Genomic DNA, 23,721 nt, shown 5'->3' on the forward strand with positions numbered 1-23,721 from the left:
GCTAAAACGCCAGTGAATAACATTTCACTGGCGTACACGATTGACCGTTAACTACGGTGCTTACTGCTCAGAAAGAATATTTGCCACCGATGCAAATTCGGCTCTTTCCTGCTGTTCCTGATCACGCATTTCGTCTTCTTCCAATGTTTTGGTAGTGACGTAGCCCGCTTCAATTTCGCGTAAAGCAGTAACGGTAGGCTTGTCGTTTGCCACTTCTACCATTGGATCTTTACCCTCTGTCGCTAATTGACGAGCACGGCGTGCAGCGACCAAAACCAGGTCAAAACGGTTGCCAATTTTGTCTACGGCATCTTCTACGGTTACGCGAGCCATGTATATCTCCGAAATTGATTAGTGCGAATATAAAAAACGGCCGCACAGTATACACGGGTTACGTGCCAAGGTGTAGCCCTATTTTTGTACAACGATTGACCCTTTAAGATTGCTGGCTGCCCACTAATTGGCTAAGCAAATTCACATTACGTAAAGCCTGTTTGGGAGTGCGCAAACGTTGCGCGCAAACCAATGCTTCCAGTTCAGCTAAAGCGGTGGAAAAGTCATCGTTAATTAATACGTAATCGAATTCACCAAAGTGGGACATTTCTGCCACAGCTTCATTCATGCGGCTGTCGATCACGTCATCAGCATCCTGACCACGTTTACTTAAACGCTCGCGTAAGGTTTCAATAGAAGGCGGTAAAATAAATATACTGCAGGTATCAGGCAAAATTTTCTTAACCTGACGGGCCCCCTGCCAGTCAATATCAAGAAATACATCTACCCCTCGATGTAAGGTCTGCTCTATCGTTACTCTTGAGGTACCGTAGTAGTTACCAAATACTTCGGCATACTCAAAAAATACCCCTTGCTCTATTAACGTTTCGAACTGGTCACGGCTAACAAAATGATAATGAACCCCGTCGACTTCCCCAGGGCGAGGCTTCCTGGTGGTATGAGAAACCGAAACTTGCAATGGGTAGTCTGGACAATCATCATGTTTTTCTAATAGCGCTTTGATAAGGCTGGATTTTCCGGCGCCAGAAGGCGCTGCAAGAATAAACAAATTGCCAAGTAATGATGCCATATTCAGTACAACAGTGTTATCTAGTAGTGGTGATTTTCAAAAGCAATGGTAGCATAACCTGCTATAAAGCCGTAATTATTTACTTTTTACTGTTTAACGCTTTTTGCTTACATCCGAGCATTTAAATTTTACCGAATAGGAATGATGATATGCCTGACTCTTTACTCCCTTATGTTGAGGTTAATCCTGCACAGGAAGCCGATGCCTGCGTGATCTGGATGCATGGCTTAGGGGATTCAGGGCACGGCTTTGCCCCCATCGTCTCCCAATTAGCTTTACCGCAAAACCACCGTATTCGCTTTATTTTTCCGCACGCTCCAGAACGTCCGGTTACCATCAATGGAGGTATGCGCATGCGTGCCTGGTACGACATAAAGTCAATGGACTTTAATAGTCGTGCCGATGTCAGTGGCGTTTTCGAATCTGCGTCGCAAGTACGGCAGTTAATACAGGATGAGATTGCGAACGGTATTCCCGCGCAACGCATTTTGTTGGCTGGCTTTTCTCAAGGGGGGGTTATCGCTTTACATGAAGGCCTTCGCTTTGACCAGCGTCTGGCGGGTATTATGGCGCTATCAACATATATGTGTGAGCCAGAGAAATTAGCGGCCCAAGCCCATACTGCCAACACATCTACGCCCATTTTTGTTGCACATGGTGAGCAGGATGAAGTCGTTCCGGCTTTCTTAGGGAACGCTGCGTATAAAGTACTCAAAGAGAATGGCTATAATTGCACGTGGCATACCTATACGATGCAACATAATGTGTGTCTGGCAGAGATAAATGATATTTCTGCATTTATTAGCCGCGTGTTACCGCTTCAATAGTTCACCATTTGAACCTTAAAAACTGAATCAGAGAATTTCATGTCCACTACCGCTTGTTCCCGTCCCATCCGCATTGCTACACGTAAAAGTGCATTGGCGTTATGGCAGGCAAACTTTGTCAAAAGCCAGCTTGCACATCATTATCCGAACCTTCCCGTTGAGCTGGTACCGATGAGTACACAAGGGGATAAAATTCTGGATACCCCGCTGGCAAAAATTGGTGGAAAAGGCTTGTTTATAAAAGAGCTCGAAATTGCCATGTTAGAAGGGCGTGCGGATATTGCCGTTCATTCTATGAAAGACGTGCCTGTTGCCTTCCCTGAAGAATTCGGACTATATGCTATTTGTGAACGTGAAAACCCGTTTGACGCGTTCGTTTCGAATCAATATGAAAACATCGACGCGCTTCCACAGGGTGCCATGGTGGGTACGTCCAGTTTACGACGCCAATGTCAAATTCGCCGCTACCGCCCCGATCTTGTTATTCGTGATTTACGTGGCAATGTTAATACCCGCTTGGCGAAACTGGATGATGGCCAGTACGATGCTATTATCCTCGCCTGCGCTGGATTAATTAGGCTTGATATGGAACACCGCATCACCCAACCGCTCCCCGCCGACATCTCGCTGCCGGCAGTGGGGCAAGGGGCGGTAGGCATTGAATGCCGTAATGATGATGATGAGCTCATTCAACTGTTGAGTAGATTAAATCACCCCATTACCGCAACGCGTGTTCGCGCTGAACGCGCAATGAATACACGGCTGGAAGGAGGCTGCCAAGTTCCTATCGGTAGCTATGCCACTATCGATGAGGACTCACTTACCATTACAGGAATGGTAGGCAAGCCAGATGGCACAGAACTTCTCTTCGCCAGTGCTACGGGCAGTACATCCCGCGCTGAAGAACTGGGTACGGAAGTAGCCGATGCTTTGCTTGAGCAGGGCGCAGCTAAAATTCTCGCCTCCTTAAGTTAACAATGTATTTGCTCACCCGTCCGCGCCCCAAGCTATCCGCGAGTTGCGAGCAATTTAAATCCCATGGGATTAGGGTGACGGGTATCGCCACCGTCGACATTGAAGTATTGGCACTTTCGAGTGCGCACAAGCACATTATTTCTGCACTTAACAGCAACGACTGGTTGATAGTCACCAGCGTCTTTGCTGCCAAAGTGCTGACTGAATCGTTCTCTAAGCAAACAGTCAATGCGCGCTGCGCAGCGATTGGTTCAACTACCGCGAGCTTACTTCTCGAACACGGATTCGATGTCATTACTCCAACTGAAGCGACTTCAGAAGGAATAATGAGCATGCTCACAATGAATAATGCAAAAAATTGTCATGCGGTTATTATTAAGGGTGAAGGTGGCAGAGGGTATCTTGCTGATAGACTGGCTAAAATTGGTGTCGACACGCATGAAATGGCGGTTTATCGAAGAATTCCGCTTTCCCCCCCTGAAGAATCAAACCAATGGCAATGGACTGACGTAAAAGGCATTATTACTACGAGTGTAGAAATGGCAACTCCATTATTTACACATTATGCTTCAGATAAGTTAACCAGTGTTCCCTGGTTAACCGTAAGCCAACGAATAGCTGACACTTTGCGTGCTTATGGCGTTAAGTCAGTTGGTATTGCCGAAGGCGCAAACGATACAGCGCTTATTAAATGGGTACAAGAAAACTGGGAGTCCTGATGGCAGATAACAAAGACAATAACAAGGAAGCGTCGGCATTACCGGCTATCGAAGGCGAGGTTACCGATACACGCGAAACCCATTCTTCTGTTACTCCCAACAAAAAAGTAGATTCAGCTAGCACACCCAAACCACGCTCGCGTGCTCTACTTTGGGTAATGATATTTATTTGCTTGCTGGGCATTGTTGGGATGGGCGCAGCGGGTTATTGGTTTATCTATAATAAACAAAATAATAATGAAGAGTTAGTCAACACACAGGCCAAATTATTACAAGAGCAAGACAGCCAACGCGCGCGGCTGGAACAACTCAACCAGGCAAACGCTGCTCTGCAGCAACAGCTGCGAGAATTAGAGCAAGGTCGTCAGCAATTGGGCAAGGCGGTTAACGACCTCAGTGATACCACTCGCACTATGCAGCAACAAACTGAATCTGCATTGCGCCAGTTACGTGATCTTGAAGGCAAACGCCCTTCAGACTGGTTGATTGCAGAAGCGGATTACTTGGTACGCATGGCCGGGCGAAAAGTCTGGCTGGAGCGAGACATTCGCACGGCTGTTATGCTGCTAGTCAATGCTGACAAACGCTTACAATCGCTGTCAGACCCTTCAGTTTTGCCTGTGCGCGCTCTTATTGCAGAAGATATTCAAACATTACAGCAAGTGAATCCGGTGTCGAGCACATCGGTAGCCCTGGCGATTTCTGGCTTACTTCCGCAAATAGATAAATTACCGCTGGATACTTTTGACCGTCCCATTGACCCGACTCAAGAGCAGGTATCGGATTCAGTCGATGACTGGAAAGCGAACATCAGGCGGGTATGGCGCTCGCTAGTTGATGACTTCGTTAGCGTTAAGCGCACTGATAAACCGGTAGAACCCATGATGAGCGAGCAGCAACAATGGTTGAACCGGGAACAATTAAAACTGGCTCTGATGCAGGCCCAGTCGGCTGCGATGGGTTCAGAACAAACCCTGTACGAGCAATCTCTCAGCAATGCAATGACGCTACTCAAACAGAAGTTCGATACCCAGGATAGTAAAGTCGTTGGCATGGTCAGCGGCATTGAAAACCTGCAAGATACTAATGTGAGCAAGGAACTTCCTAGTAAACTTGCTGCGCAGGCCCCATTAGAAAGCTTGCTCGAACAGCGCGTGAAAAATGCGTTCAGTCAGGGAGATAATGCGATATGAAATGGCTAATCATCGCTGGCGTATCTATTTGTTTATTGCTCGCAGCCATGATTGTGGCGCCGGAAGTCATAGGAGATAAGGGCTACGTCCTTATCGCGATGGGCACGCTAACGGTTGAAATGACCGTGATAAGTTTATGCATCAGCCTGATCGTAGCGGCAGTACTACTTTATATTCTACGTTACCTCTTTAACCGTATCTGGAGTGTATTGCGAGGTTCGCATCACTGGTTTGGCTCTTGGGGTAGACGTAAACGTCAACGAGCATTTTATCGGGGATTCCATGCGTTGGCAGAAGGGGAATTAAAAGAAGCCAAAGCGTCTTTTAATAACACTACTGAGGGAGACTTTGATGGCGTCAATTATCTAGCCGCTGCCCAGGTAGCTCGCCATTTAGACGAAAAAGAGCGCATGCGCGGGTTGCTGGAACAGGCGAGCGAATACCGACACGCCAGATTGGCCGCGGAGTTAGTGCTTACCCGTTTGGATTTGGAAGAAGGGAAGGATGAAAGTGCGCTGAAGCGACTGGAAGGGCTTGAACCAAAACACGCCAAACATCCGCAAGTAATAAAGCTTAAAACCGAGGCATTAGCTCGCTTAGGCCACTGGCAGGAACTTCAGACCCAGTTACCGCACTGGAAACCTGTTCTGAAAGATGACTATGTGGTGTGGGCTCAGCAAATAGCGAAAGGCAAGTTCGCTGAAATTGCCAGCAAGCACGGCGCCACAGAGCTTAAATCCCACTGGGAAACTCTGCCTCGCAAACTGCGTAACGACGACGCCTATCGCTGTGCCTATGTACGTCAATTGCTAGAGCAGGGCATGCATCAAGATGCACAAGCACGCCTGGTTGAATGGCAACAAAAAGGCCCGAACAAGTTTTTATTCCCTTTGATGAAAGAGCTTTACCTGCCCAATCCTTCTGCTTCGGTGAAGTTGCTTGAAGAATGGATCAAGCAGGATGACACTAACGCCAGTTATTATTCCACATTAGGACATATCGCTTATAATGCAGGCGATGACGTATTAGCTGAAAAAGCGCTGATGAAGTCAGTGAAGCTATCAGAAAACAAAGAAGACTTACTAATGCTGGCAAAAATAAGTGAGCGAAGAGATGACAAGGTGCAGGCATTGTCGCTGTATAAACAGAGTTTTTCGGTAAATTAAGTCAGTCTGCCCCCAGATTTAAAAAAGCGCAGCAGGGCTAGGAAATAAAATTATGAAATGAAAAGCCTGAGGTATCATCAGGCTTTTCAAGCATCGAAGAAAGGCTAATTCGATCTTTCTTTTTTAGCCATTCTTAGCTTTTCAATCTGTTGTGGAGATAGTTTGATGATACTGCCGGGGTATGGTCTGTTTTGAGGATAATCCCAATCATCGGGTGTCACTGACGCGGCAAATTCATTAAATGCCTTACATGTTTTTCGACTGGGCTTCTTTTCCAACCGTTTGGCATAGGCTTTTAAGTATCGTGGTTCCACGTTCTCACTCTTTAACAAGCAGTATGTTTCCGTTGAAAACTCGGTGGTATCCCAGTCAATTTCTGCGTGGTTGTGAGCGAAAGTAACACTTGAAAAAAGCATTGTTACGCCGGCGGTCAAACCTAATTTACTCAATTTATTCATCATCTATCCTTTAATTGCACTACGAAAAACTACAATTAAAGCAATAGCCTATTTACAAAAAAATGCAAATTTAGTGTGGCAATCAGTTTTATCTATGAAGGCAAATTGTTTACGCTTTGGCGTTTACTTTCACCGCGAAGGTCTAGGGGAATGGGCTATTAGCTGTCTGCGTCACTTAAAAAAAGAAACCGCAGTACATTAATAACTTACATCACGATTGGGAAATGTCTGGCATAAGGGCATTTTGTGGCGAATCAATTGCTCATGGCAGTGAGCTAAAATAGTGAGAATGAGGGTTAGCGTTTAGAGCGTAATTTTCCCAGCACCCGCCCCTTAAACGAATACCAGTGATTTTTAGGAAAGGTTGGGGCTTTTTTTAGCATGGTAGTTAATACCGCAGAGGGGTTAGCGAGCGGTGGCACGTGCGCGCAGTAAAGGGTCGTCACATTCAATGCCGCAACCTTCGCCAACGATTGTTTATACTGGTTAGGGTGACAAAGTGGATAAGGCGGCATCAATTCACCTTTTACCCTTACCACCAGATCTGCCACGTACATTTGTTGTGTAGGCATATGTAAAATAGAAATATCGTGGTTGGTATGTCCTGGCGTATATACCACCTGAAATGCAGGATAGTCCGGCAACGCATCACGGTCGTTGAGCAAAATATCCGGTTGTAAGAGCGGGGGGTACCATACTTTGCGTTTAGGTTTACCCAGACGCCCTGCTACCCACCAGGTTAACATAACATCAATGACATGAGCGGTACGTCCACTCATTCCTGCATACCAGTTACGGGTATTGGGATGAGCGGCAATTTTCGCGCCGGTAGTGGCGCGTAGCTTATGCGCTCCCCCGGCATGATCGGGATGCATATGGGTAACGACGATAAGCTTTAAATCAGTTATTGAACGCTTTAGCTCATACTTAATAAAACTGCATACTCTTTTAACATCTGCGCGGCTGCATCCATCTAACAAAAGCAAGCCCTGCTCGTCTTCGATGAGATATATAAATTGAATATAGCCGGAAAGGGTATGCAGTTTCATGCTGTCGATTACTGGCAAAAGGGCATTTACGATACCATTTTGCCAGAGGTATGACCAGATGATGCCGGACTATTTTAGGGGCTCGCCGAAATTGTCAAAAAAGATAGCCTGGGAGCTTATACCATGTGCCGTTAGGCGTTTAATGGTTTGCTGCATCATACTTTGTGGTCCGCACAGATAGAATTGAGCTTCATTAAACCGTTCAATTTTATGCCGGGATGTAAACATCGCCTCTTGAACATAACCCACCTCTCCAGTCCAGTCCGAAGAGGGTTGTGACAACACGGGATAATAATGAAAATGTGCGTGCTTCGTTTGTAATGCGATGAACTCCTCCCAATACAGCAGGTCCTCCTCGCTGCGAGCGCCATAGTAAAAGTAGACCGGCGGACAGTCAGCGTCTGCTAACAGTGATTGGATCATCGCTTTCAGTGGGGCCATGCCAGAGCCTGCCCCAAGCAATACCTTCGTGCCGGAATGATTTGGGTCGATAGCAAAGCCCTCAATCGGCCCGAGAGTGTGTACCTTGTCTCCGGGCTTAAGCTGACACAGATAATCTGACCCGATCCCCGGAGGAACAGTCTCGTTGGGTGAAGGGTGATGGCGCACGTTAAATACTAGCTTCGGATCTTCACTATACGTGGCTAACGAATAGTGCCGATATGTTTTACCCTGCCCGCCATTTGGCTGAGGAATTTCAAAGCGCAGATGGGCCCCCGCTTGATAAGGGGGCACGGTATCGCCAACCGGTTCAAAGGTAAGCTCTTTAATTACCGGGCTGAGAAAACGTTCAGAACGTAATTTCAAGGTGTGTCTGGGTAGCGGTTGCTGTAGCTGAGGTACCATAATGCGGGTAAAGTGCTTTGCTTTATGCTGACAGGCCAATCTCCAGCCCTGGCGCAATTGTTCAGGGGTGAGCTGCTCTTTGTCTGCGGAGGTAATTTGCACACCGTTATGTGCTTTGATGCGACATTGCCCGCATGTCCCCCCCCCGCCACACGAGGACGGTAGTAATACATCCTGCTGCCAGAGACTGTCATATAGCGTGGCATCAGTGGACAATATTAAATTTTGCTGCTGTTGCCCGTCCACTATGTCAACGGTAACCTGATGTGCGCCCTTGGATAGTCGCAGAGACAATTGCCCTTCCCTGAAAAGATTCACCGTCCAGATAAATCCCGTCAATGCGAGCCACAACGTTAACATTGCTAAGATAATAATTTGAATGTTATTAAAACTTCCTTCGTTGGCGTAATCCATAAAGTGCAACATAAACAGTAAATCCCGTAAGCGCCGGTGATCGTCTACATGAGCAACGATTTGACCAGACTGTTGCCGCAAATATACAGATGTATTGACGTCATCACTAAAGTTCACTTGCCAAACGGGATTACGCTCTTTAGGCAGATCACTGATGGGTGGCGACAATTTACTCGCACTACTCACCGCTCCCGGACCACTGTATGAGGCCATGGCGAGCCGCGCAGCGAAATCCTGGTCAATCGACACAGGCTCACCCGTGACTGCATGAAACAACTGGTATTGCCCTTCCCAGTGGGGGTATAACGGTTCCACCGAGGAAATGCGGTAGTAAGGTTCGTTTAGCAAATAAATGACTCCGACCCCTTTTATGGGGTCAGAGTGGGGCAATTGTGCGAGAGGGATAAAAGATCTGTCGCTGGTCATCACCGGATGATGCGCGCGATAGGTGTGACCGCCCGCCTTGTGGTGATCCATTAAGTTAAAGTACAGACCGCTGCCAAGCCAGATAAACATCTGCACCATGACCAGTAACGAAACCCATTTGTGGGACAGTTTAATAAACTTCATTAGCGCCCCCCTTATTGTCGAGGAAAACGCGGTAAACCAGCAGAATGGTGCCTGCGATAAAGGCAAATATGCCCAACATCGCTATAACAGTGAGAAAGCCGTTACCTATGTTTTCACCGTCATCATAATCCATTATATGCAGCCGCCACATCCAGTCGAACCCCCGCCAGAAGGTATGCCGGCGCGTCACCACTTCTCCGTAGCCCTGGCTAATATAAAGCGTAGGGCTGGCGAAGTTATCAAACTCCACTTGCCATACCGGAAGGTGACGGGGCGACAGTTCAGCTGGCGCGTTTTCAGTGATCAGGGTGGTGTTTTTAACATTCCCCTCGCCCGTGTAGGCATCGCGGGCAAGACGCACAGCCTCAGATTGGGAGAGAGGCGAGACCACGGTACCGTCAATGGCCGATATCGCTACCTTCTGATGTTCTGCAGTGAAGCGCCAGACAAGCTGGTTTCCCATATAGCCCAGGCGGATAGTTTGGGCGCGGGGAAAAGCTGTTTTAACATCATTGATGGTGTACGCCACCATCGAGGTATCGAGATTTTTGGGTTGATGATAGGTCAAGGTATCGCCATGAATATAATCAATGTCCATTATCACCATATAAGCACCACTCACCGCCCATAACACAAACTGTATACCGATAAATGCCATAAGCCATTTATGCAGGCTGCGAGCCTTGCTTACTAAAGGTTGACGGAATCTTGGCTTAGGTGCATGAGTGTGTTTCTTCCACAGATAATACACCGCTGGTAACACTAGCAAGGTGAGGATCAGTGCACTTAACGTGCCTCCCACCATAGGCGCTGCGATGCGACTCATTACTTCTGAGCCAGCACCGCCCCCATACATCACAGGCAATAAGCCAATGATGATGGATAATGAGGTCATCATTACTGGCCGCACGCGCAAGCCAGCGCCATTTTCAATGGCCTGTTTTATTTCCTCGTTTGCTGGCGTGCTGTTGCGTGTGGTGAGTTCAGTGAAACTCTGGTTCAGATACACCAGCATCAATACCCCGATCTCCACGGCCACCCCAGCTAAGGCAATAAACCCCACCCCTACTGCCACCGAAAAGTTGAACTGTTCGAAATACATCAACCAGATACTGCCAACCAGGGCGAGTGGCAAGGTTCCCATAATGATGGCCACTTCACTGAAACTACGGAAGTTCAGATAAAGCAGCACGATAATAATCGCTAATGTCAATGGCACTACGTATTGTAATTTTGCTTTGGCGCGCTCCATGTATTCATACTGACCTGACCAATTAATAGAATAGCCGGGAGGCAGGTCGATATGTCGCGTGACAGCGGCCTTTGCATTCTCCACATAGCTACCTACGTCCACATTTTCGATGTCGATAAACACCCAGCCGTTAATGCGCGCATTTTCACTTTTAATTCCAGGTGGGCCATCTTCAATGTAAATGCGAGCCACATCGCCTAACGCTATGCGCGGACCGTTAGGCGTGACAATGGGTAATCTCGCCAGGGTTTCAGGTGAATCTCGGTAGTCCTGCGGATAGCGCAAATTAACGGGATATCGTTCAAGTCCTTCAACGGTTTGGGTAACATTCATTCCACCAATTGCCGTTGCCACCACTTGCTGAACATCGGCGATGTTCAAGCCAAATCGGGCCGCTCGCAGGCGATCGATATCCACCCGCAAATAGCGTCCGCCCGCCACGCGCTCGGAATAAACAGAGGCGGTGCCTGGCACATCTTTCATCACTTGCTCTAATTGCCGACCTATCGATTGAATGACGCTTAACTCGGGCCCGGCCACCTTAATTCCAACAGGTGTTTTGATGCCTGTAGCCAACATGTCGATGCGGGTTTTAATAGGCATTACCCAGGCGTTAGTTAAACCGGGAAAATTGACCAGGGTATCCAATTCCTTTTTCAGCGATTCCGTAGTCACCCCTTCACGCCATTCTGAACGCGGCTTTAACTGAATGAAGGTTTCGATCATGGTTAAGGGCGCAGGGTCGGTAGCCGTTTCCGCCCTGCCCACTTTACCAAACACCGTTACCACTTCAGGTACCGTCTTAATCAGCTTATCGGTTTGCTGCAACAGTTCGCGTGCCTTACCAATGGAAATGCCAGGATACGTGGTGGGCATGTACATCAAATCACCCTCATCCAGATCGGGAATAAACTCACTGCCAATTTTACTTAACGGCCAGGCGCTAAGTGCCGTTACCGCGATCGCACACAGGATCGTTAACTTAGGGAATCGCAAGACGGTGCGCAATGCAGGTCTATAAAGGGCAATAAGTAGACGATTAACCGGGTTTTTATGCTCAGGCACTACCTTGCCGCGGACAAAATACCCCATCAGCACGGGCACCAGCGTGATGGCTAAAGCTGCCGCAGCTGCCATGGCATAGGTTTTGGTAAAGGCGAGCGGCGAAAACATTCTCCCTTCCTGAGCTTCTAGCGTAAACACAGGCAAGAAGGATACCGTGATGATCAATAACGAGAAAAACAGTGCTGGGCCGACTTCGCTGGCTGCTTGTGTCACCACCTGCCAACGATTTTCAGGTGTCAGAGGGGTTTTCTCCATATGCTTGTGCATGTTTTCGATCATGACGATGGCGCCGTCAATCATCGCTCCAATGGCAATGGCTATCCCGCCTAACGACATAATGTTGGCGTTAATACCCTGCAAATGCATGACGATAAAGGCTGCAAGTATACCAATCGGTAAACTGATCACCGCCACCAGTGACGAGCGCACATGAAATAAAAACACCACGCACACTAAAATCACCACAAGAAACTCTTCGGCCAGTTTAGACCATAAATTCTCCACTGCTTCGCCAATTAACCCGGAACGATCATAAACAGTGACAATTTCTACCCCATCAGGCAGACCTTGCTTGAGTTGCTGTAGCTTCTCTTTCACACCATCTATAGTGTGTTGCGCATTTTCGCCAAAGCGCATTACTACAATACCGCCTACCGTCTCCCCTTCTCCGTTTAATTCGGCGACGCCACGGCGCATTTGCGGACCGATTGACACATTGGCAATATCGCCGATGGTTAATGGTGTGCCTTGTTCATTTAACCCCAGCGGTATGGCTTCAATATCGGCGATACTTTGAATATAGCCACTTGCCGTTACCATGTACTCGGCTTCAGCCATTTCAATCACCGAGGCACCGGTTTCCTGGTTACCCAATTTGAGCGCGGTTTGCACCAGGCTCAACGGAATATTGTACGCGCGCAGTTTATCGGGGGATATCTGTACCTGATACTGACGAACCATCCCGCCAACCGGGGCTACTTCTGACACCCCTGGGACAGTTTGCAATTCATATTTTAAGAACCAGTCCTGGATACTGCGCAGTTGACTGATATCATGTTGACCGCTTTTATCCACTAACGCATACAAATAGACCCAACCGACACCTGTGGCATCTGGTCCAAGTTGCGGCCGCGCATTCTCGGGCAGTGAAGGTGCCACCTGACTTAAATATTCCAATACCCGACTGCGCGCCCAGTAAAGGTCGGTATCTTCATCAAAAATCACATATACGAAGCTGTCGCCAAAAAAGGAGAACCCGCGTACGGTTTTCGCACCTGGAACAGATAGCATTGCGGTAGTTAAGGGGTAAGTTACCTGATCTTGTACCACCTGCGGGGCCTGCCCCGGGTAATTGGTTTTAATAATTACCTGCACATCCGATAAGTCAGGAATGGCATCCACCGGGGTATTTTTGATTGAATAGATACCGCCAAGCACAATAAACAGCGTAGCCAATAATACAAAAAAGCGGTTGGCTACCGACCAGCGAATGACAGCGCTGATCATAAGTTTTCTCCACCATCGGCTCGCATCTTATGCTGACTATGATCGCTCTGCTTAGCGTCGGCAGGCTGCATATCAATGATGATGAAGTTCTCGCCCACTTCAAAAGTAAAGGTGATGGTCTGGCCTTCCTCAAATGGGCTCAGGTCCACATGTTCCGCTACTTCAAAATCCATGGTGGCTGCCGGACGATTCCATTTTTCAATAGGCCCTCTGCTGATATTAAGCACACGTGCAGCACTATCCATCTGATTAATGGTGCCGATAACCGTGGCCTGATTAGCCTTGCTGTCTTTCTCAGACATCACATGAATACTGGTTATTTGATACTCGTTGCTATCCGTTTTGGTAATTTCAAAATGCAGCGAGTCAGCTTTTGCCAGGGCATCCATATCCACCGACTCGGCTACGGTAAAGTCCATAGTCATTTCAGGCCAGTCCCATTCTTTTACCGGTTGGTGGGTAATGTTCACCATGCGATGGCCTTGCATAACACTGTTCACCCGTCCTTCTGCCCATACTGAAGTAGCTTGAGCAGCCTGTGACATGCGCGCAAAATCGGAAGTTTTACTGGATTCTGAGTCAATCAGAAACTGCGCTGAGGTAACTACACGGTCGTTCGCTTTCAAACCGGACAGAATTTCCACGTGACGCTTGTTCGAACGACCTGTTTCGACCGCAACTGACTTAAACTGACCCTCACCCAGGGCCACCACGACTCTCGCTTGCTGGCCGGTGCGGATCACAGCCGATTTTGGTACATAGGTAACCGCTACTTCGTGTTCAACGTGAATAGTGACCTGCGCGAACATATTTGGCTTGAGGCGACGTTGTGGATTCTCAAACTTCAACCTCACCCGCAAGGTACGGTTTTTTGCATTTAATGAGGGATAAACATAATCCACCTGCCCCTTCCACAGCTGGCCAGGAAAATAGTCTACCGTCATCGTCACCGGCAGCCCTGGTTTTATGCTGGCGGTGTCACTTTCAAACACCTCGGCATCCACCCAGATTTTTTCCAGCTGACCGATACTCATTAAGGTGGTCCCAGGCTGAATGTAGAAACCTTCGCGTATATTGAGCTCATCCAGCACCCCGGATTGGGGTGCGTAAAACGTTACCGTTTGGCTGACTTTTCGCGATTGCTCCAGCGATTTAATGAACTGTTTTGGTAATTGCAAGGCATCTAAGCGTTCGCGGGCAGCGTTAAGCAAGGTTTTGTCTGCCCGTTTCAAGGCTATTAGAAATTCTTCCTGTGCATTAACCAGTTGGGGAGCATACAATGTGTACAAAGGTTCACCTGCCTTCACTTCTTCGCCCGCAGCTTTTATATGTAATTTTTCAACCCAGCCTTCAACGCGCGGATGGATGTGAAGCAATGAATCCTCGGCATAGCGAATATAGCCTACGGTATGAATGACATTGTCTAACGCACCTGTAGAGACAGGTGCAGTGCGTACCCCTAGGTTATTAACCACTGTGGGAGAAATACTGACGACGCCCGGCCCTTCGCTGGCACTCTTAGTTTCTTCCTCATACACAGGCACCAAATCCATTCCCATCGGGGATTTACCCGGCTTATCCCGTCGATAATTACTGTCCATAGGGGCGACCCAATAAAGGGGCTTTTTCTCGGTCGCAGAGGTTGTTTCCCCAGACGGCATAAGTGCTTGGTACAATAAAATACTGGCAAGCCCAATCAGTACACCAATGGCTGCTGTAATAAAGTGCACTGGATTCATTTTCATGGCTGTACTCCGTCTTTTTGTTCCCAGCCAAAGATGTTTGGTGCCAGGTAATAATTAAGTTGAACTATCGTTTTTAAGATTTCTACGTCGATTTCGAGCGCCGAAAGTTGGCTGTTAAGTAAGGCAATGCGAGAACGTACTACTTCGGTAAAACTTCCGTCATCATTGGTATAAGCCGTTAATGTGGCATCGGTTTGCTGTTGCATTTGGCTCAGCAGCTGATTGGAATAGAGGTCTTTTCGCTGCATTAGGCGATGCAGTAGTTGACGAAGTGTATTCACATCCGCCACCATTTTTCTCAGTTGCAGCTGCCGCTCCGTTTTCACCGCTTCTGCCTCTGCTATCGCGGCAGAGACACCTTTGTCCTGACGGTTTTCAGTGAACAGGGGTAAATCGAAAGTTACTCCCACTGAAAAAAAGTCCGCTCGATTCATCGCGTCAACGGAGTCATCTCGCCAGGCATAGCTGGCTTCCACCCCCCACTGAGGTTTGTACTGTTGCCTGGCGACGGCGACTTCCTTATTCGCTACCTGGTAGTCCACTTCAATAGCGCGCAAGGCGGGATGTTCGATTATTAGATCGGCAATTTCATTAAGTGAAAGCTCAAACAGGCTGCGACCAGCGTGAGCAAGAGTAATTGTCGGTGTGGATAAGGGCGCGCTTTGCATAGTACGCGATAGCTCAACCCACTCGCTCAATGCAGCAATCGCAATGTCTTTACGTTGTTGCTGTATGGTCAGGCGATCATGGAGCTGCACCAATTCAAGCTCGGCTCTGATCATGTCCTGCTGTCGGGTAGAACCGGTCACGGAAGAATAATTCGCCTTTGCCACATCCACCAGTTGTTCAAACAAAATGGTATCGTTGTTAATGAGCTTGATGGTGTTGGCCGCCTGATACCAGTCCAGCCAGCGAAGACTTACCGCGACCGCCAGCTGTGCTTTTCGTTGTGCTCGTAAAAGTGGAAAACGGCTGGCTTGCAAACTTAACTGTCCTTGCTTTAATGCAAGTACGTCACCGCGAGGAAACATCTGACTGATGCCAATTTTTAATTGCGTCATGGCTTCTTGTGAAAAATCAAATGAATCAACGGGTAAATTCATCATGCCTATTGAAATAGAGGGATCTGGTAAGGTGCCGGCAGCGATGCTTTTCTCTTCGACTGCCTGCTCGCGAAAGTGAGCTGTTTTTAGGCTAGGATCATGCGCTATCGCCTGTTCAATCAGTACCGGCAACGCAACCAGATGCTCAGATGGGCTTGCATAACTTGGCAACGCCAACACTGCGCACCCCCCTAAGCCGTACAGTGTCTGAAGGGATAAGAAAGTAGAACGCATTTGTTTGCCCAAGGCTAACGAATGCCTGATTAAGAATCTGTAAGGATCGCCTTTTAAGCCAATCTTAAGAGGATTTATCATGGGATTATCCACTATATAATAATTTACATCGGTAAAACGCCAGCCAACAAAGGCGCGAGTTACACTGTTTGAACTGCTAACCAGAAGAAATTAGCTAATCGGGGGACGAAAATGACCGGAGGGAATATTACGAGTCGCCTGGCCGGCGAAGAGGTAAAATTCAGGACTTTGAACATTGGGTAAGATTGGCGTACCGCTCACTAAAAATAGTGGGAGATTCACACACAATTGAGGCGGACAGTAACACTCTTCTTCACAGCATGTTTCGCTTTGTATGGCTTCATCGTTGAGATTTTTGCCACAATGATTACTGTGACTATTAGACTCTGTAACAAGCTGCATTTGATGCATTGAACCCGACAGCTCATTGGGGTGACTATGGCTATTACTATGCACAGCATATTGCTGCGCCAACGCCTGAACGCTGACAGCAAAGAGTAATAAAACAATGCCAATGCTACGGGTCACGGGTAATGCCTGAGTAATCAAAATGCTAACTGAGTATATCGTGCTTCGTGACAGAATTAAACAGCACTGTTTTCGTCATACAGAAAAGTGGTAGCTGATAAAGTCCGGTGTATTTTTTTAATTAAACTCTATACTAACTGGTAAGAGGAAAATCGGGTCCGTGGAGCCGATTTTCCACATCAATTTGATTAATGAGGTTTTGAAGTGGCCATCGGATTATTGGCTTCTTTCAAATAATTGAGCCACGTAGATTCGTCAGCATTTACCACATCTTTGGTCACTGTTGTACCAACAATTTTCTCAAGCTGATCATTCATTTTTTTTCTAATCTTGCCTAAAAATGCGGGTTCAGCGATAAAGTCTATGTGATAAACCTTTTCAGAGCAGCGCTTTTTATCCAGCCAGTCTACTACGGACGCAGAAAACTCATCCGCTTCATGCTCTGCTGCATCTTTGCGACTCATCGTATCGACACCGGGAACGCGCGCGCTGGGCGCAGAAAATGAGCCGGACCGATCCGTTACCAAATCACTATCCATTTTTCGACCGTCACGATTATTTAGTACGGTGACAGGCTCAAGTTCAGTCGCATTATTCCTAACCTGAAATATCTTAGCTTCACTTCGATTTGCAACCACAAGATACGATTTACCGATCATAATGACTCCTTATATTAAGCGTAATATTTAAGTGTAGTTAACGAATTGAAATCAGCCACTTCGCACAAGATAAGTTAACTTAACTTTATTAAATATGATGTGAGCTGTTAGCTCCCATACTAAACTTTGTACCGTTCAAAGTGGTGCGGCGATCAAAATTGTGGCTATCGCCCCGGGGCCTATTTTCAAGCGGCCGCCGGCACAACGTGTGCGAAAGATAACAAACGCTTTAAAAAGGCGAAGGTTCGTAGTGTAGATGGTAGCTCCACATGCATGAGTAGAGTCAGGCTATAAAGAGGTATTTCGGAACCAGACAACGAAGTGTTCCTCTAAACTAAAAAAGCCGCTTTAGAAGCGGCTTTCGAGTTAAATAGTATTACTTTTTTGACTTACTTTGCTTTTCTGCGAGTGAATCCAGAAAGGGCTAATAAGCTGGCCGCGAAGATAGCAAGCGTTGAAGGCTCTGGCGCATCGATGGCACGAATTGCGAATTGAGCGTTAAGTACGTTGACACCATTTTCTCGTGTCGCGAAACCTATACTTTCACCTACCACGCTTAAACCGCTTAAGCGTGTGATTAATTCATAATCTCTGTGATACAGTGCTGCATCCACGCCCTGAACCTTAAATTTTACCGAGAAATCGATAAAATCATCGCCTCTGTTAATAATGGCAATCGTTGTAGATGCATCGCTAGCAGGAAGCATTTGGAAAATATCGGAACAACCTTTTTCATTAATCGATTCAGGGGTACGAGCAGCCGGACCAAATGGGCAAGTACCATCAGCATCCAGGCCGCCATTTGGCGTTTCCCAAAAATCGACTAAGAACATTAACTCAGGTGCGTTAACTTCAATTCCAGTGGGCATTACTGCTTGAAGCTGAATGCCATCCACGATGGTAACACCATCTAAAAATTGACCTGTGATAGGAAAGTTATCGTGACGAAGTGCGGTACCCTGCTTGAAAAAGTGAGTGTAATCTTCGCCGATTGCTGCTGTAACTGCATTGCCCTGAGCGCTGCCATCAGTAATGTTGACCCATTCACCATTTTCGTTCCAAGTCTCTGTCGACTCGTTAGTCACTGGAGAATTGATTTTAAGACAGCTCTGCCCCTTCCGAGTGCTTACCGCGTCGCCCCAACACACGTTGTCTGGCAAAGCACCAGTGGAAAGAATTGAAGTTCCACCATCAGCGCTGTCCCCGTCTACTGTAGGATCGTTGACTGCGTTAGCAGGTTTCCTGGTGAATTCAGGATTGAAAAAGCCGGCTTCGTTAGTAAATGACCACTGCTGAATAAGCATAGGGTCTGCTAACGAAGAAAAACTTGTGGAAACAGCTATAGCGGCTGCAATAATTTTGATTGATTTCATACTACTTACTACCTACTAACCTGAAATATTAAGAAAATGTTACTTGACTGAAAATAATTCAGCAATCACCGTGCCATTATTTTAAGCGACTGATTCTTAATGGAATATATTTTTTCTAACAAAGCGCAAAGTTGTATGTGTAAAAAAAGCTGACGCTTTATGTAAGAAATTTTGCGGGTTATTACATGCCGCCGAGAAGAGGCTTAAGTCATCAGTTCGTAATACAAAGGTTGCGAGTAGTCTTATGAGCGTAAGTTTTAATTAGCGTATTTTTTGTTTCATTATATCGCTGTAACATATCCTAATTCGAAAAAGTTAAAAAGCCGCCAAAAAGGCGGCTTTTGTAAATCGATAATTAGCTTATTTTTTCATTTTTCTGCGAGAGAAGCCTGCAAGACCTAGCAAGCTAGCTGCAAAAACTGCTAACGTTGAAGGTTCAGGAGCATCCACTGCGCGAATTGCAAATTGCGCATTCAGAATATTTACGCCGTTTTCACGGGTTGCAAAACCACGTCCATCATCAAATGCTACGTCCAATCCGCTCAAGCGAGTGATTAGCTCGTAATCCCGATGATACATAGATGCATCCACACCAGCCACTTTGAACTTCACGGAGAAATCGATGTAGTCTGGTCCCTGAGCAATTATATTCAAGCTACCGCCCATATCATTGTTGAAACCGATGATTTCAAACAAATCAGAACAACCGCGCGCATTGACTGAATTAGCAGTGAATGCTGCAGGACCAAATGGACAGGTACCATCTGCATCAAGACCCGCGTTTGGCGTTTCCCAGAAGTCAACCATAAAGCTTAACTGAGGGGCATTAACTACCGTGCCGCTAGGCGTAACTGCGGTTAATTGCAAGCCGTCTGTGATGGTGACCGTATCAAGAAACTGTCCCGTAATTGGGAAGTTGTCATGACGTAATGCTGTCCCTTGCTTAAAGGCGCTTGTGTAGTCCAGACCTTTTCCAACAGTCATAGCATTGCCTTGGGGAGCGCCGCCATTTAAATCTTGCATCACACCATTTTCATCCCAGCTTTGCGTAGTGTTATTGCTCACAGGGGAGTTAATAGTAAGACAGCTTTGTTGACCACCGCTACCACCAGCTGGATCACCCCAACATAAATTGTCCGGAAGCGAGCCGCCAACTAGAATAGAGGTACCACCATTGGCACTGTCACCAGACAAAGTTGGATGGTTCACAGCATTACTTGGTCGCTTAGTAGCAGTGAAGCTTGAAAAACCCGCTTCGTTAATGAATGACCATTGTTCGATAACCATTGGATCAGCGAATGCTGACGTACTGGCTGTTAATGCTGTTGCGACAGCAATTATATTTAATTTTTTCATACTTTAAGAATCCCTTTTGTGTTCCGAAAACCCAAAGTGTTCTCGATCTGCGTAGCTATTAGCATTTGGTGTGCCAAAATCACAATGTGAAGAGGGACTATGCAAAAATTTAAAAACCACCCACTAAAATGTAGCCAAACCAGCGCACGCCGGCGTGCGGCCGCCACGTGCGGCTCAGGAGAAAGAAGAGATAGACGAGCCAGCTTGAATAAAATCACGCTATGAATAGCGTTTTACTATAGTAAATATGGCACGGCCTTACATAACTAAATATAAATTTTGCAAAGCGGTGAGTAAATTTCTCATACTCTTTCGTGTGGGATTTCAAAAGGGGATACAGGACGAAGGAATAAGTTACTTTTTCACGTCGGTGGAGTCTCGATCAATCTATCACATCGGTGCGAACAGTATATTTTTTTACTTTATTTCAATTAGTTAACGTGATCACAAATGGCTGTACGGTTTTGGCAACTTTATTCTTCATCTCCCTTCAATGAATTAGCCACAAAGCATCCATATCATATAGGCCATGTCATTAAACTTGTGTTCCTTGCTTTTTTCCGAAAACAAGTTGCCATTCAATGGTTCGTAGGTACATAGCTTAGGGTTTATGATATAAATACCAGGTAGTTTAGATAGAGTATTCGAGTGATAAGCGTGTTGCCGTTAGTCTTAAAGTGTTTTCTCACCCAAATGTTTGTAAAGTATTAAGGATGTTGCATGCAGGTAGTGCGAAGCACTGATTGGTATTTCTGTATAAAAAATCAGGAACTTATATATCTTGATGGCAATGTTGTGGTGTTGCAGACTCGTTTGGCGCGTTGTCTTGAAGCACTGATATTAAATGCAGGCGAAACGATTAGCTATGATGAACTGTTACTGAAGGTCTGGAAAACAGAGCATCGCGATTCCAGTACGATCTCTTCGGTTATCGCAGAATTAAGAAAGTTAATTAATTGTCGTAAAAAAGGCCCTACCTATATTAAAACAGTCCCTAAGAAGGGTTACTGTTTCGTTGGCAGTGTAGAAATTCTCGAACTTTCTCCACAAGAAATCTCCGCACTTAAGAACTTAAACAAACCTACAACAAGCCAGGAAACGTTTTCTTTACCCAACCCTGGAGAGACCCGAACCGTCTCTCCTACAATTATTAGTGAACCAGCAGCAGAAGGCTATATAGAATCGACTGGTAGTGAAGAAGATAGCTACCCCTCCTCCTCTAGTTGGAAACGGAATTGGTGGGCAGCTGGTCTAGTTTTGCTTACTTTTTCCATCATTGCGGTATATTGGATGAGCGAAACAAAACCGCCTAACTCCAGCAAAGAAAGTATGTACGACAGCCTTCATATATATACTTATGAGCCGGGATTGGAATTAGAATTTGATGTAAGTCAATCGGGGGATTGGCTGGTCTACGCCCATCAAACTTCTCTCTCTACACCTAAAACAATTATCTTAAAAAACTTAACTACTAATAAAGCGTATTATTATGACTCTATCGATAATGAGAGCGTCTATTCACCCAGCTTCTCCCCTGACGCAAAGAAAATTGTTTTTATAAAGAGTACCGCAGAAGCATGCCAGGTAAGAACTATTGAAATAAACGAAAATGGCTTTCTACCGGAAACCGATACATATATAAGTAGTTGTGGCCTTTCCCGCATCTGGACCACTACTGCGTTTACAGCAGACGGCAAAAATATCTTTTTTAGTCGGTCCACGTCATTGGCCGACCCGCTGAAAATAATAAAACTTAATTTAGAAACCGGATTCGAGCGTCAAATCACCTCGCCAGCTACCTCCGGACGTGGTGATTACTCCTTTTCACTCTCGCCAGATGGAGAAAAACTGGCCATTGTCCGAAACCATTTATGGAAGAGTTCTAATATAATGGTCTTGGAGTTGGATTCAGAGGAGATCAATCATGTCCAGTCGCTCCCTTATTTGATACTCGGCGTAGGGTGGATGGACGACAATACACTGCTTTATGTGAATTTCGATAAGCGAATGGTCGCGTACAATATCGAAGATTCGAAGGAGGCTTTTCCGATAACCAATGAGAGGCATCTCCACTTCCCCATTATGCGAGAAGGACGATTATATGCTACGCGGGGAGAGATCCTCGATTCCACTATCTGGCGTTTTCCACTTTCCAATGAATTAGGTATAAAACCAGAACCGTTTATCGATACCCCCTACAAAGACCAAGCTCCGGTCGCGACCGAGAATGGTGTTTATTTTATATCTAACCGGACGGGAAAGAATCAAATTTGGTTGCAAAGTAATCGAGGTCTAAGTCAAGTCTCAAAATTCGAAGAGTCAGGTCTGATAGAGGAAATTGTGTACGCATCAGAGCTTAATCAGCTTTTAGGCTTATTCAATCATCGACTATTTAGTATTAATTTAGAATCAAATAAATTCACGTTCCTTTCTAAAAATGTAGAAAGTATTAAGAACTTTTCTCTTTCTAGCGACGGTTATTCTGTCCTCTATGCTGTGGAACAAGATGAAATATGGTCAATCTATCGATTTGATATCCGAACTGGGAAGCACCAATATTTGTTTAGAGGCTTTTCAGTTAAGTCGGTTGGGAATGAATTGTATTTCAGCAAATTACGAGAAACTGGGTTATGGAAATACGACTTAACCAATAATACGGAAGAACTTGTCCTCGAGAATAAGAACTTTAAAGCTGCTCAATATTGGCACATTTCTCAAAATTTCCTCATTTATCTTGTCGATAGAACCATTCATTACTTGTCCATCTCAGATATGAACGAAGTTTGGCGAATAAATTTGGATAACCGATCTAAAAATTTGTCATGTTCCAACGAAAAAAATCAATGTTTTTTCGAACAATCAAGTTCTGGAAACACCGAAATCATTGAACTTAAAAAAACCAAGGAATTTTGAAGCTATTTCCACGTTACTTTAACTTTTATTTCATGCATTGTTTAGTCAGTGATTTAATACGACCCAAACAATGAATTAAAGGAAATGAGTTATGAAAAACGTATTTAACAAGTTAACGGTTGTTCTTTTTTGCTTAGTGACATCGTTGATGGCGTCTAGCGCTGTGGCAACTGAGTCTGGCACCACTGCGGATAAGCCTCCACACTCAGGTACAACAAATGGTTCGTCTGGTCCGTGCAGAGAGTTTCCTCTTTGCTCCAGCAAATATGAATAAATAAATATAAAATCAAGCACTTACTCACTTCAAATGGAGCATCTTTTGATGCTCCATTCATATTACGCATAGCTTGTTAAGCTATCGTTAAATCAAAACAGTATCCCCGTTCCTTGACCATTTTACTGATGTGCTCCCATTAGATGCCTAATTCCCTTTATTAAATTAGGCTTTTTTTTATCTGCACATGTTGCCATTCTTTGAGACACCTCCTTGGCCCGCAATCTATGGCTGACCCACTACGTATAGCGCGGTCAGCTCTACCTTGTAGGTTTACAAACACCTAATCATTTAAAGCAGAACAATTCTTATGGTTCTAATAATAGTTTCAAAACACTTTGACACTGTTACCCGATCGACTCATAAACCATATAGACTATTGAATACATTA

19 protein-coding genes are annotated in these 23,721 nt (G+C 45.9%); 6 read left to right on the forward strand and 13 right to left on the reverse strand.

Going from position 1 to position 23,721, the window contains the following annotated elements; translation table 11 throughout:
• Window positions 1-60: 60 nt before the first annotated feature.
• Both rpoZ and gmk read right to left on the reverse strand, forming a co-directional pair.
• The gene (gene rpoZ / locus OPS25_RS15485) at window positions 61-333 is read right to left on the reverse strand and encodes a DNA-directed RNA polymerase subunit omega (protein WP_265618789.1); all 273 of its coding nucleotides are present in this window, start codon (window positions 331-333) and stop codon (window positions 61-63) included.
• 103 nt (window positions 334-436) lie between these two features.
• Window positions 437-1,084 (reverse strand): guanylate kinase, encoded by a 648-nt coding sequence (gene gmk / locus OPS25_RS15490; RefSeq protein ID WP_265618790.1) that lies wholly within the window; start codon window positions 1,082-1,084, stop codon window positions 437-439.
• 149 nt (window positions 1,085-1,233) lie between these two features.
• On the opposite strand from gmk, the gene OPS25_RS15495 reads away from it, so the two are divergent.
• From OPS25_RS15495 to OPS25_RS15515, 5 genes are read left to right on the forward strand one after another with little or no spacing between them, the layout of a single operon-like run.
• Window positions 1,234-1,911: an alpha/beta hydrolase gene (locus OPS25_RS15495; protein ID WP_265618791.1), complete on the forward strand. Its 678-nt coding sequence runs from the start codon at window positions 1,234-1,236 to the stop codon at window positions 1,909-1,911.
• 39 nt (window positions 1,912-1,950) lie between these two features.
• Window positions 1,951-2,886, forward strand: a complete 936-nt coding sequence (gene hemC, locus OPS25_RS15500; protein ID WP_265618792.1) for a hydroxymethylbilane synthase — start codon at window positions 1,951-1,953, stop codon at window positions 2,884-2,886.
• 2 nt (window positions 2,887-2,888) lie between these two features.
• Window positions 2,889-3,605 (forward strand): uroporphyrinogen-III synthase, encoded by a 717-nt coding sequence (locus tag OPS25_RS15505; RefSeq protein ID WP_265618793.1) that lies wholly within the window; start codon window positions 2,889-2,891, stop codon window positions 3,603-3,605.
• Window positions 3,605-4,798, forward strand: a complete 1,194-nt coding sequence (locus tag OPS25_RS15510) for a uroporphyrinogen-III C-methyltransferase (protein ID WP_265618794.1) — start codon at window positions 3,605-3,607, stop codon at window positions 4,796-4,798. The genes OPS25_RS15505 and OPS25_RS15510 overlap by 1 nt, the downstream gene beginning before the upstream one ends.
• Window positions 4,795-5,964 carry a heme biosynthesis HemY N-terminal domain-containing protein gene (locus tag OPS25_RS15515; protein WP_265618796.1) on the forward strand — a complete coding sequence of 390 codons (1,170 nt, stop codon included), beginning with the start codon at window positions 4,795-4,797 and terminating at the stop codon, window positions 5,962-5,964. Before OPS25_RS15510 ends, OPS25_RS15515 begins: the two co-directional genes overlap by 4 nt.
• 104 nt (window positions 5,965-6,068) lie before the next feature.
• Here the strand turns inward: OPS25_RS15515 and OPS25_RS15520 are convergent, their stop codons facing one another.
• From OPS25_RS15520 to OPS25_RS15565, 10 genes are all read right to left on the reverse strand, one after another.
• On the reverse strand, window positions 6,069-6,422 hold the full coding sequence (locus OPS25_RS15520; RefSeq protein WP_265618797.1) for a hypothetical protein: 354 nt from the start codon (window positions 6,420-6,422) through the stop codon (window positions 6,069-6,071).
• Between the two features lie 296 nt (window positions 6,423-6,718).
• Window positions 6,719-7,471 carry an MBL fold metallo-hydrolase gene (locus OPS25_RS15525; RefSeq protein WP_265618798.1) on the reverse strand — a complete coding sequence of 251 codons (753 nt, stop codon included), beginning with the start codon at window positions 7,469-7,471 and terminating at the stop codon, window positions 6,719-6,721.
• Window positions 7,472-7,540: 69 nt separating this feature from the next.
• A complete protein-coding gene (locus tag OPS25_RS15530; RefSeq protein ID WP_265618799.1) occupies window positions 7,541-9,301 on the reverse strand; it encodes a 2Fe-2S iron-sulfur cluster-binding protein in 1,761 nt (586 codons plus the stop codon).
• Entirely contained in the window at window positions 9,288-13,124 is a 3,837-nt protein-coding gene (locus tag OPS25_RS15535) for an efflux RND transporter permease subunit (RefSeq protein WP_407080250.1), read from the reverse strand. The genes OPS25_RS15530 and OPS25_RS15535 overlap by 14 nt, the downstream gene beginning before the upstream one ends.
• On the reverse strand, window positions 13,121-14,869 hold the full coding sequence (locus OPS25_RS15540; protein ID WP_265618801.1) for an efflux RND transporter periplasmic adaptor subunit: 1,749 nt from the start codon (window positions 14,867-14,869) through the stop codon (window positions 13,121-13,123). The genes OPS25_RS15535 and OPS25_RS15540 overlap by 4 nt, the downstream gene beginning before the upstream one ends.
• A complete protein-coding gene (locus tag OPS25_RS15545; protein ID WP_265618802.1) occupies window positions 14,866-16,287 on the reverse strand; it encodes a TolC family protein in 1,422 nt (473 codons plus the stop codon). The genes OPS25_RS15540 and OPS25_RS15545 overlap by 4 nt, the downstream gene beginning before the upstream one ends.
• A gap of 90 nt (window positions 16,288-16,377) precedes the next feature.
• On the reverse strand, window positions 16,378-16,755 hold the full coding sequence (locus tag OPS25_RS15550) for a hypothetical protein (RefSeq protein WP_265618803.1): 378 nt from the start codon (window positions 16,753-16,755) through the stop codon (window positions 16,378-16,380).
• A 188-nt stretch (window positions 16,756-16,943) separates the two neighbouring features.
• Window positions 16,944-17,414 carry a host attachment protein gene (locus tag OPS25_RS15555; RefSeq protein WP_265618804.1) on the reverse strand — a complete coding sequence of 157 codons (471 nt, stop codon included), beginning with the start codon at window positions 17,412-17,414 and terminating at the stop codon, window positions 16,944-16,946.
• A gap of 389 nt (window positions 17,415-17,803) precedes the next feature.
• The gene (locus OPS25_RS15560) at window positions 17,804-18,787 is read right to left on the reverse strand and encodes a THxN family PEP-CTERM protein (RefSeq protein ID WP_265618806.1); all 984 of its coding nucleotides are present in this window, start codon (window positions 18,785-18,787) and stop codon (window positions 17,804-17,806) included.
• A gap of 360 nt (window positions 18,788-19,147) precedes the next feature.
• Entirely contained in the window at window positions 19,148-20,143 is a 996-nt protein-coding gene (locus OPS25_RS15565; RefSeq protein WP_265618807.1) for a THxN family PEP-CTERM protein, read from the reverse strand.
• A gap of 720 nt (window positions 20,144-20,863) precedes the next feature.
• Here OPS25_RS15565 and OPS25_RS15570 point away from each other — a divergent pair.
• Window positions 20,864-23,056, forward strand: coding sequence for a winged helix-turn-helix domain-containing protein (locus tag OPS25_RS15570; protein WP_265618809.1), 2,193 nt, complete (start codon window positions 20,864-20,866; stop codon window positions 23,054-23,056).
• A 75-nt stretch (window positions 23,057-23,131) separates the two neighbouring features.
• Here OPS25_RS15570 and OPS25_RS15575 read toward each other — a convergent pair whose 3' ends face one another.
• Window positions 23,132-23,350: a hypothetical protein gene (locus OPS25_RS15575; RefSeq protein ID WP_265618810.1), complete on the reverse strand. Its 219-nt coding sequence runs from the start codon at window positions 23,348-23,350 to the stop codon at window positions 23,132-23,134.
• Window positions 23,351-23,721 lie beyond the last annotated feature (371 nt).

Origin of the sequence: Alteromonas aquimaris (genome assembly GCF_026183695.1) — a bacterium.
Lineage (GTDB): Bacteria > Pseudomonadota > Gammaproteobacteria > Enterobacterales > Alteromonadaceae > Alteromonas > Alteromonas aquimaris.

Bases quoted from the DNA above. Each gene is read 5' to 3' on its own strand.
- gmk (WP_265618790.1), bottom strand. From the start codon at position 1,084: ATGGCATCATTACTTGGCAATTTGTTTATTCTTGCAGCGCCTTCTGGC.
- OPS25_RS15530 (WP_265618799.1), bottom strand. From the start codon at position 9,301: ATGAAGTTTATTAAACTGTCCCACAAATGGGTTTCGTTACTGGTCATG.
- OPS25_RS15520 (WP_265618797.1), bottom strand. From the start codon at position 6,422: ATGAATAAATTGAGTAAATTAGGTTTGACCGCCGGCGTAACAATGCTT.
- OPS25_RS15535 (WP_407080250.1), bottom strand. From the start codon at position 13,124: ATGATCAGCGCTGTCATTCGCTGGTCGGTAGCCAACCGCTTTTTTGTA.
- OPS25_RS15545 (WP_265618802.1), bottom strand. From the start codon at position 16,287: ATGATAAATCCTCTTAAGATTGGCTTAAAAGGCGATCCTTACAGATTC.
- OPS25_RS15555 (WP_265618804.1), bottom strand. From the start codon at position 17,414: ATGATCGGTAAATCGTATCTTGTGGTTGCAAATCGAAGTGAAGCTAAG.
- OPS25_RS15495 (WP_265618791.1), top strand. From the start codon at position 1,234: ATGCCTGACTCTTTACTCCCTTATGTTGAGGTTAATCCTGCACAGGAA.
- OPS25_RS15505 (WP_265618793.1), top strand. From the start codon at position 2,889: ATGTATTTGCTCACCCGTCCGCGCCCCAAGCTATCCGCGAGTTGCGAG.
- OPS25_RS15565 (WP_265618807.1), bottom strand. From the start codon at position 20,143: ATGAAAAAATTAAATATAATTGCTGTCGCAACAGCATTAACAGCCAGT.
- OPS25_RS15560 (WP_265618806.1), bottom strand. From the start codon at position 18,787: ATGAAATCAATCAAAATTATTGCAGCCGCTATAGCTGTTTCCACAAGT.
- OPS25_RS15525 (WP_265618798.1), bottom strand. From the start codon at position 7,471: ATGAAACTGCATACCCTTTCCGGCTATATTCAATTTATATATCTCATC.
- hemC (WP_265618792.1), top strand. From the start codon at position 1,951: ATGTCCACTACCGCTTGTTCCCGTCCCATCCGCATTGCTACACGTAAA.
- OPS25_RS15540 (WP_265618801.1), bottom strand. From the start codon at position 14,869: ATGAAAATGAATCCAGTGCACTTTATTACAGCAGCCATTGGTGTACTG.
- rpoZ (WP_265618789.1), bottom strand. From the start codon at position 333: ATGGCTCGCGTAACCGTAGAAGATGCCGTAGACAAAATTGGCAACCGT.
- OPS25_RS15510 (WP_265618794.1), top strand. From the start codon at position 3,605: ATGGCAGATAACAAAGACAATAACAAGGAAGCGTCGGCATTACCGGCT.
- OPS25_RS15570 (WP_265618809.1), top strand. From the start codon at position 20,864: ATGCAGGTAGTGCGAAGCACTGATTGGTATTTCTGTATAAAAAATCAG.
- OPS25_RS15515 (WP_265618796.1), top strand. From the start codon at position 4,795: ATGAAATGGCTAATCATCGCTGGCGTATCTATTTGTTTATTGCTCGCA.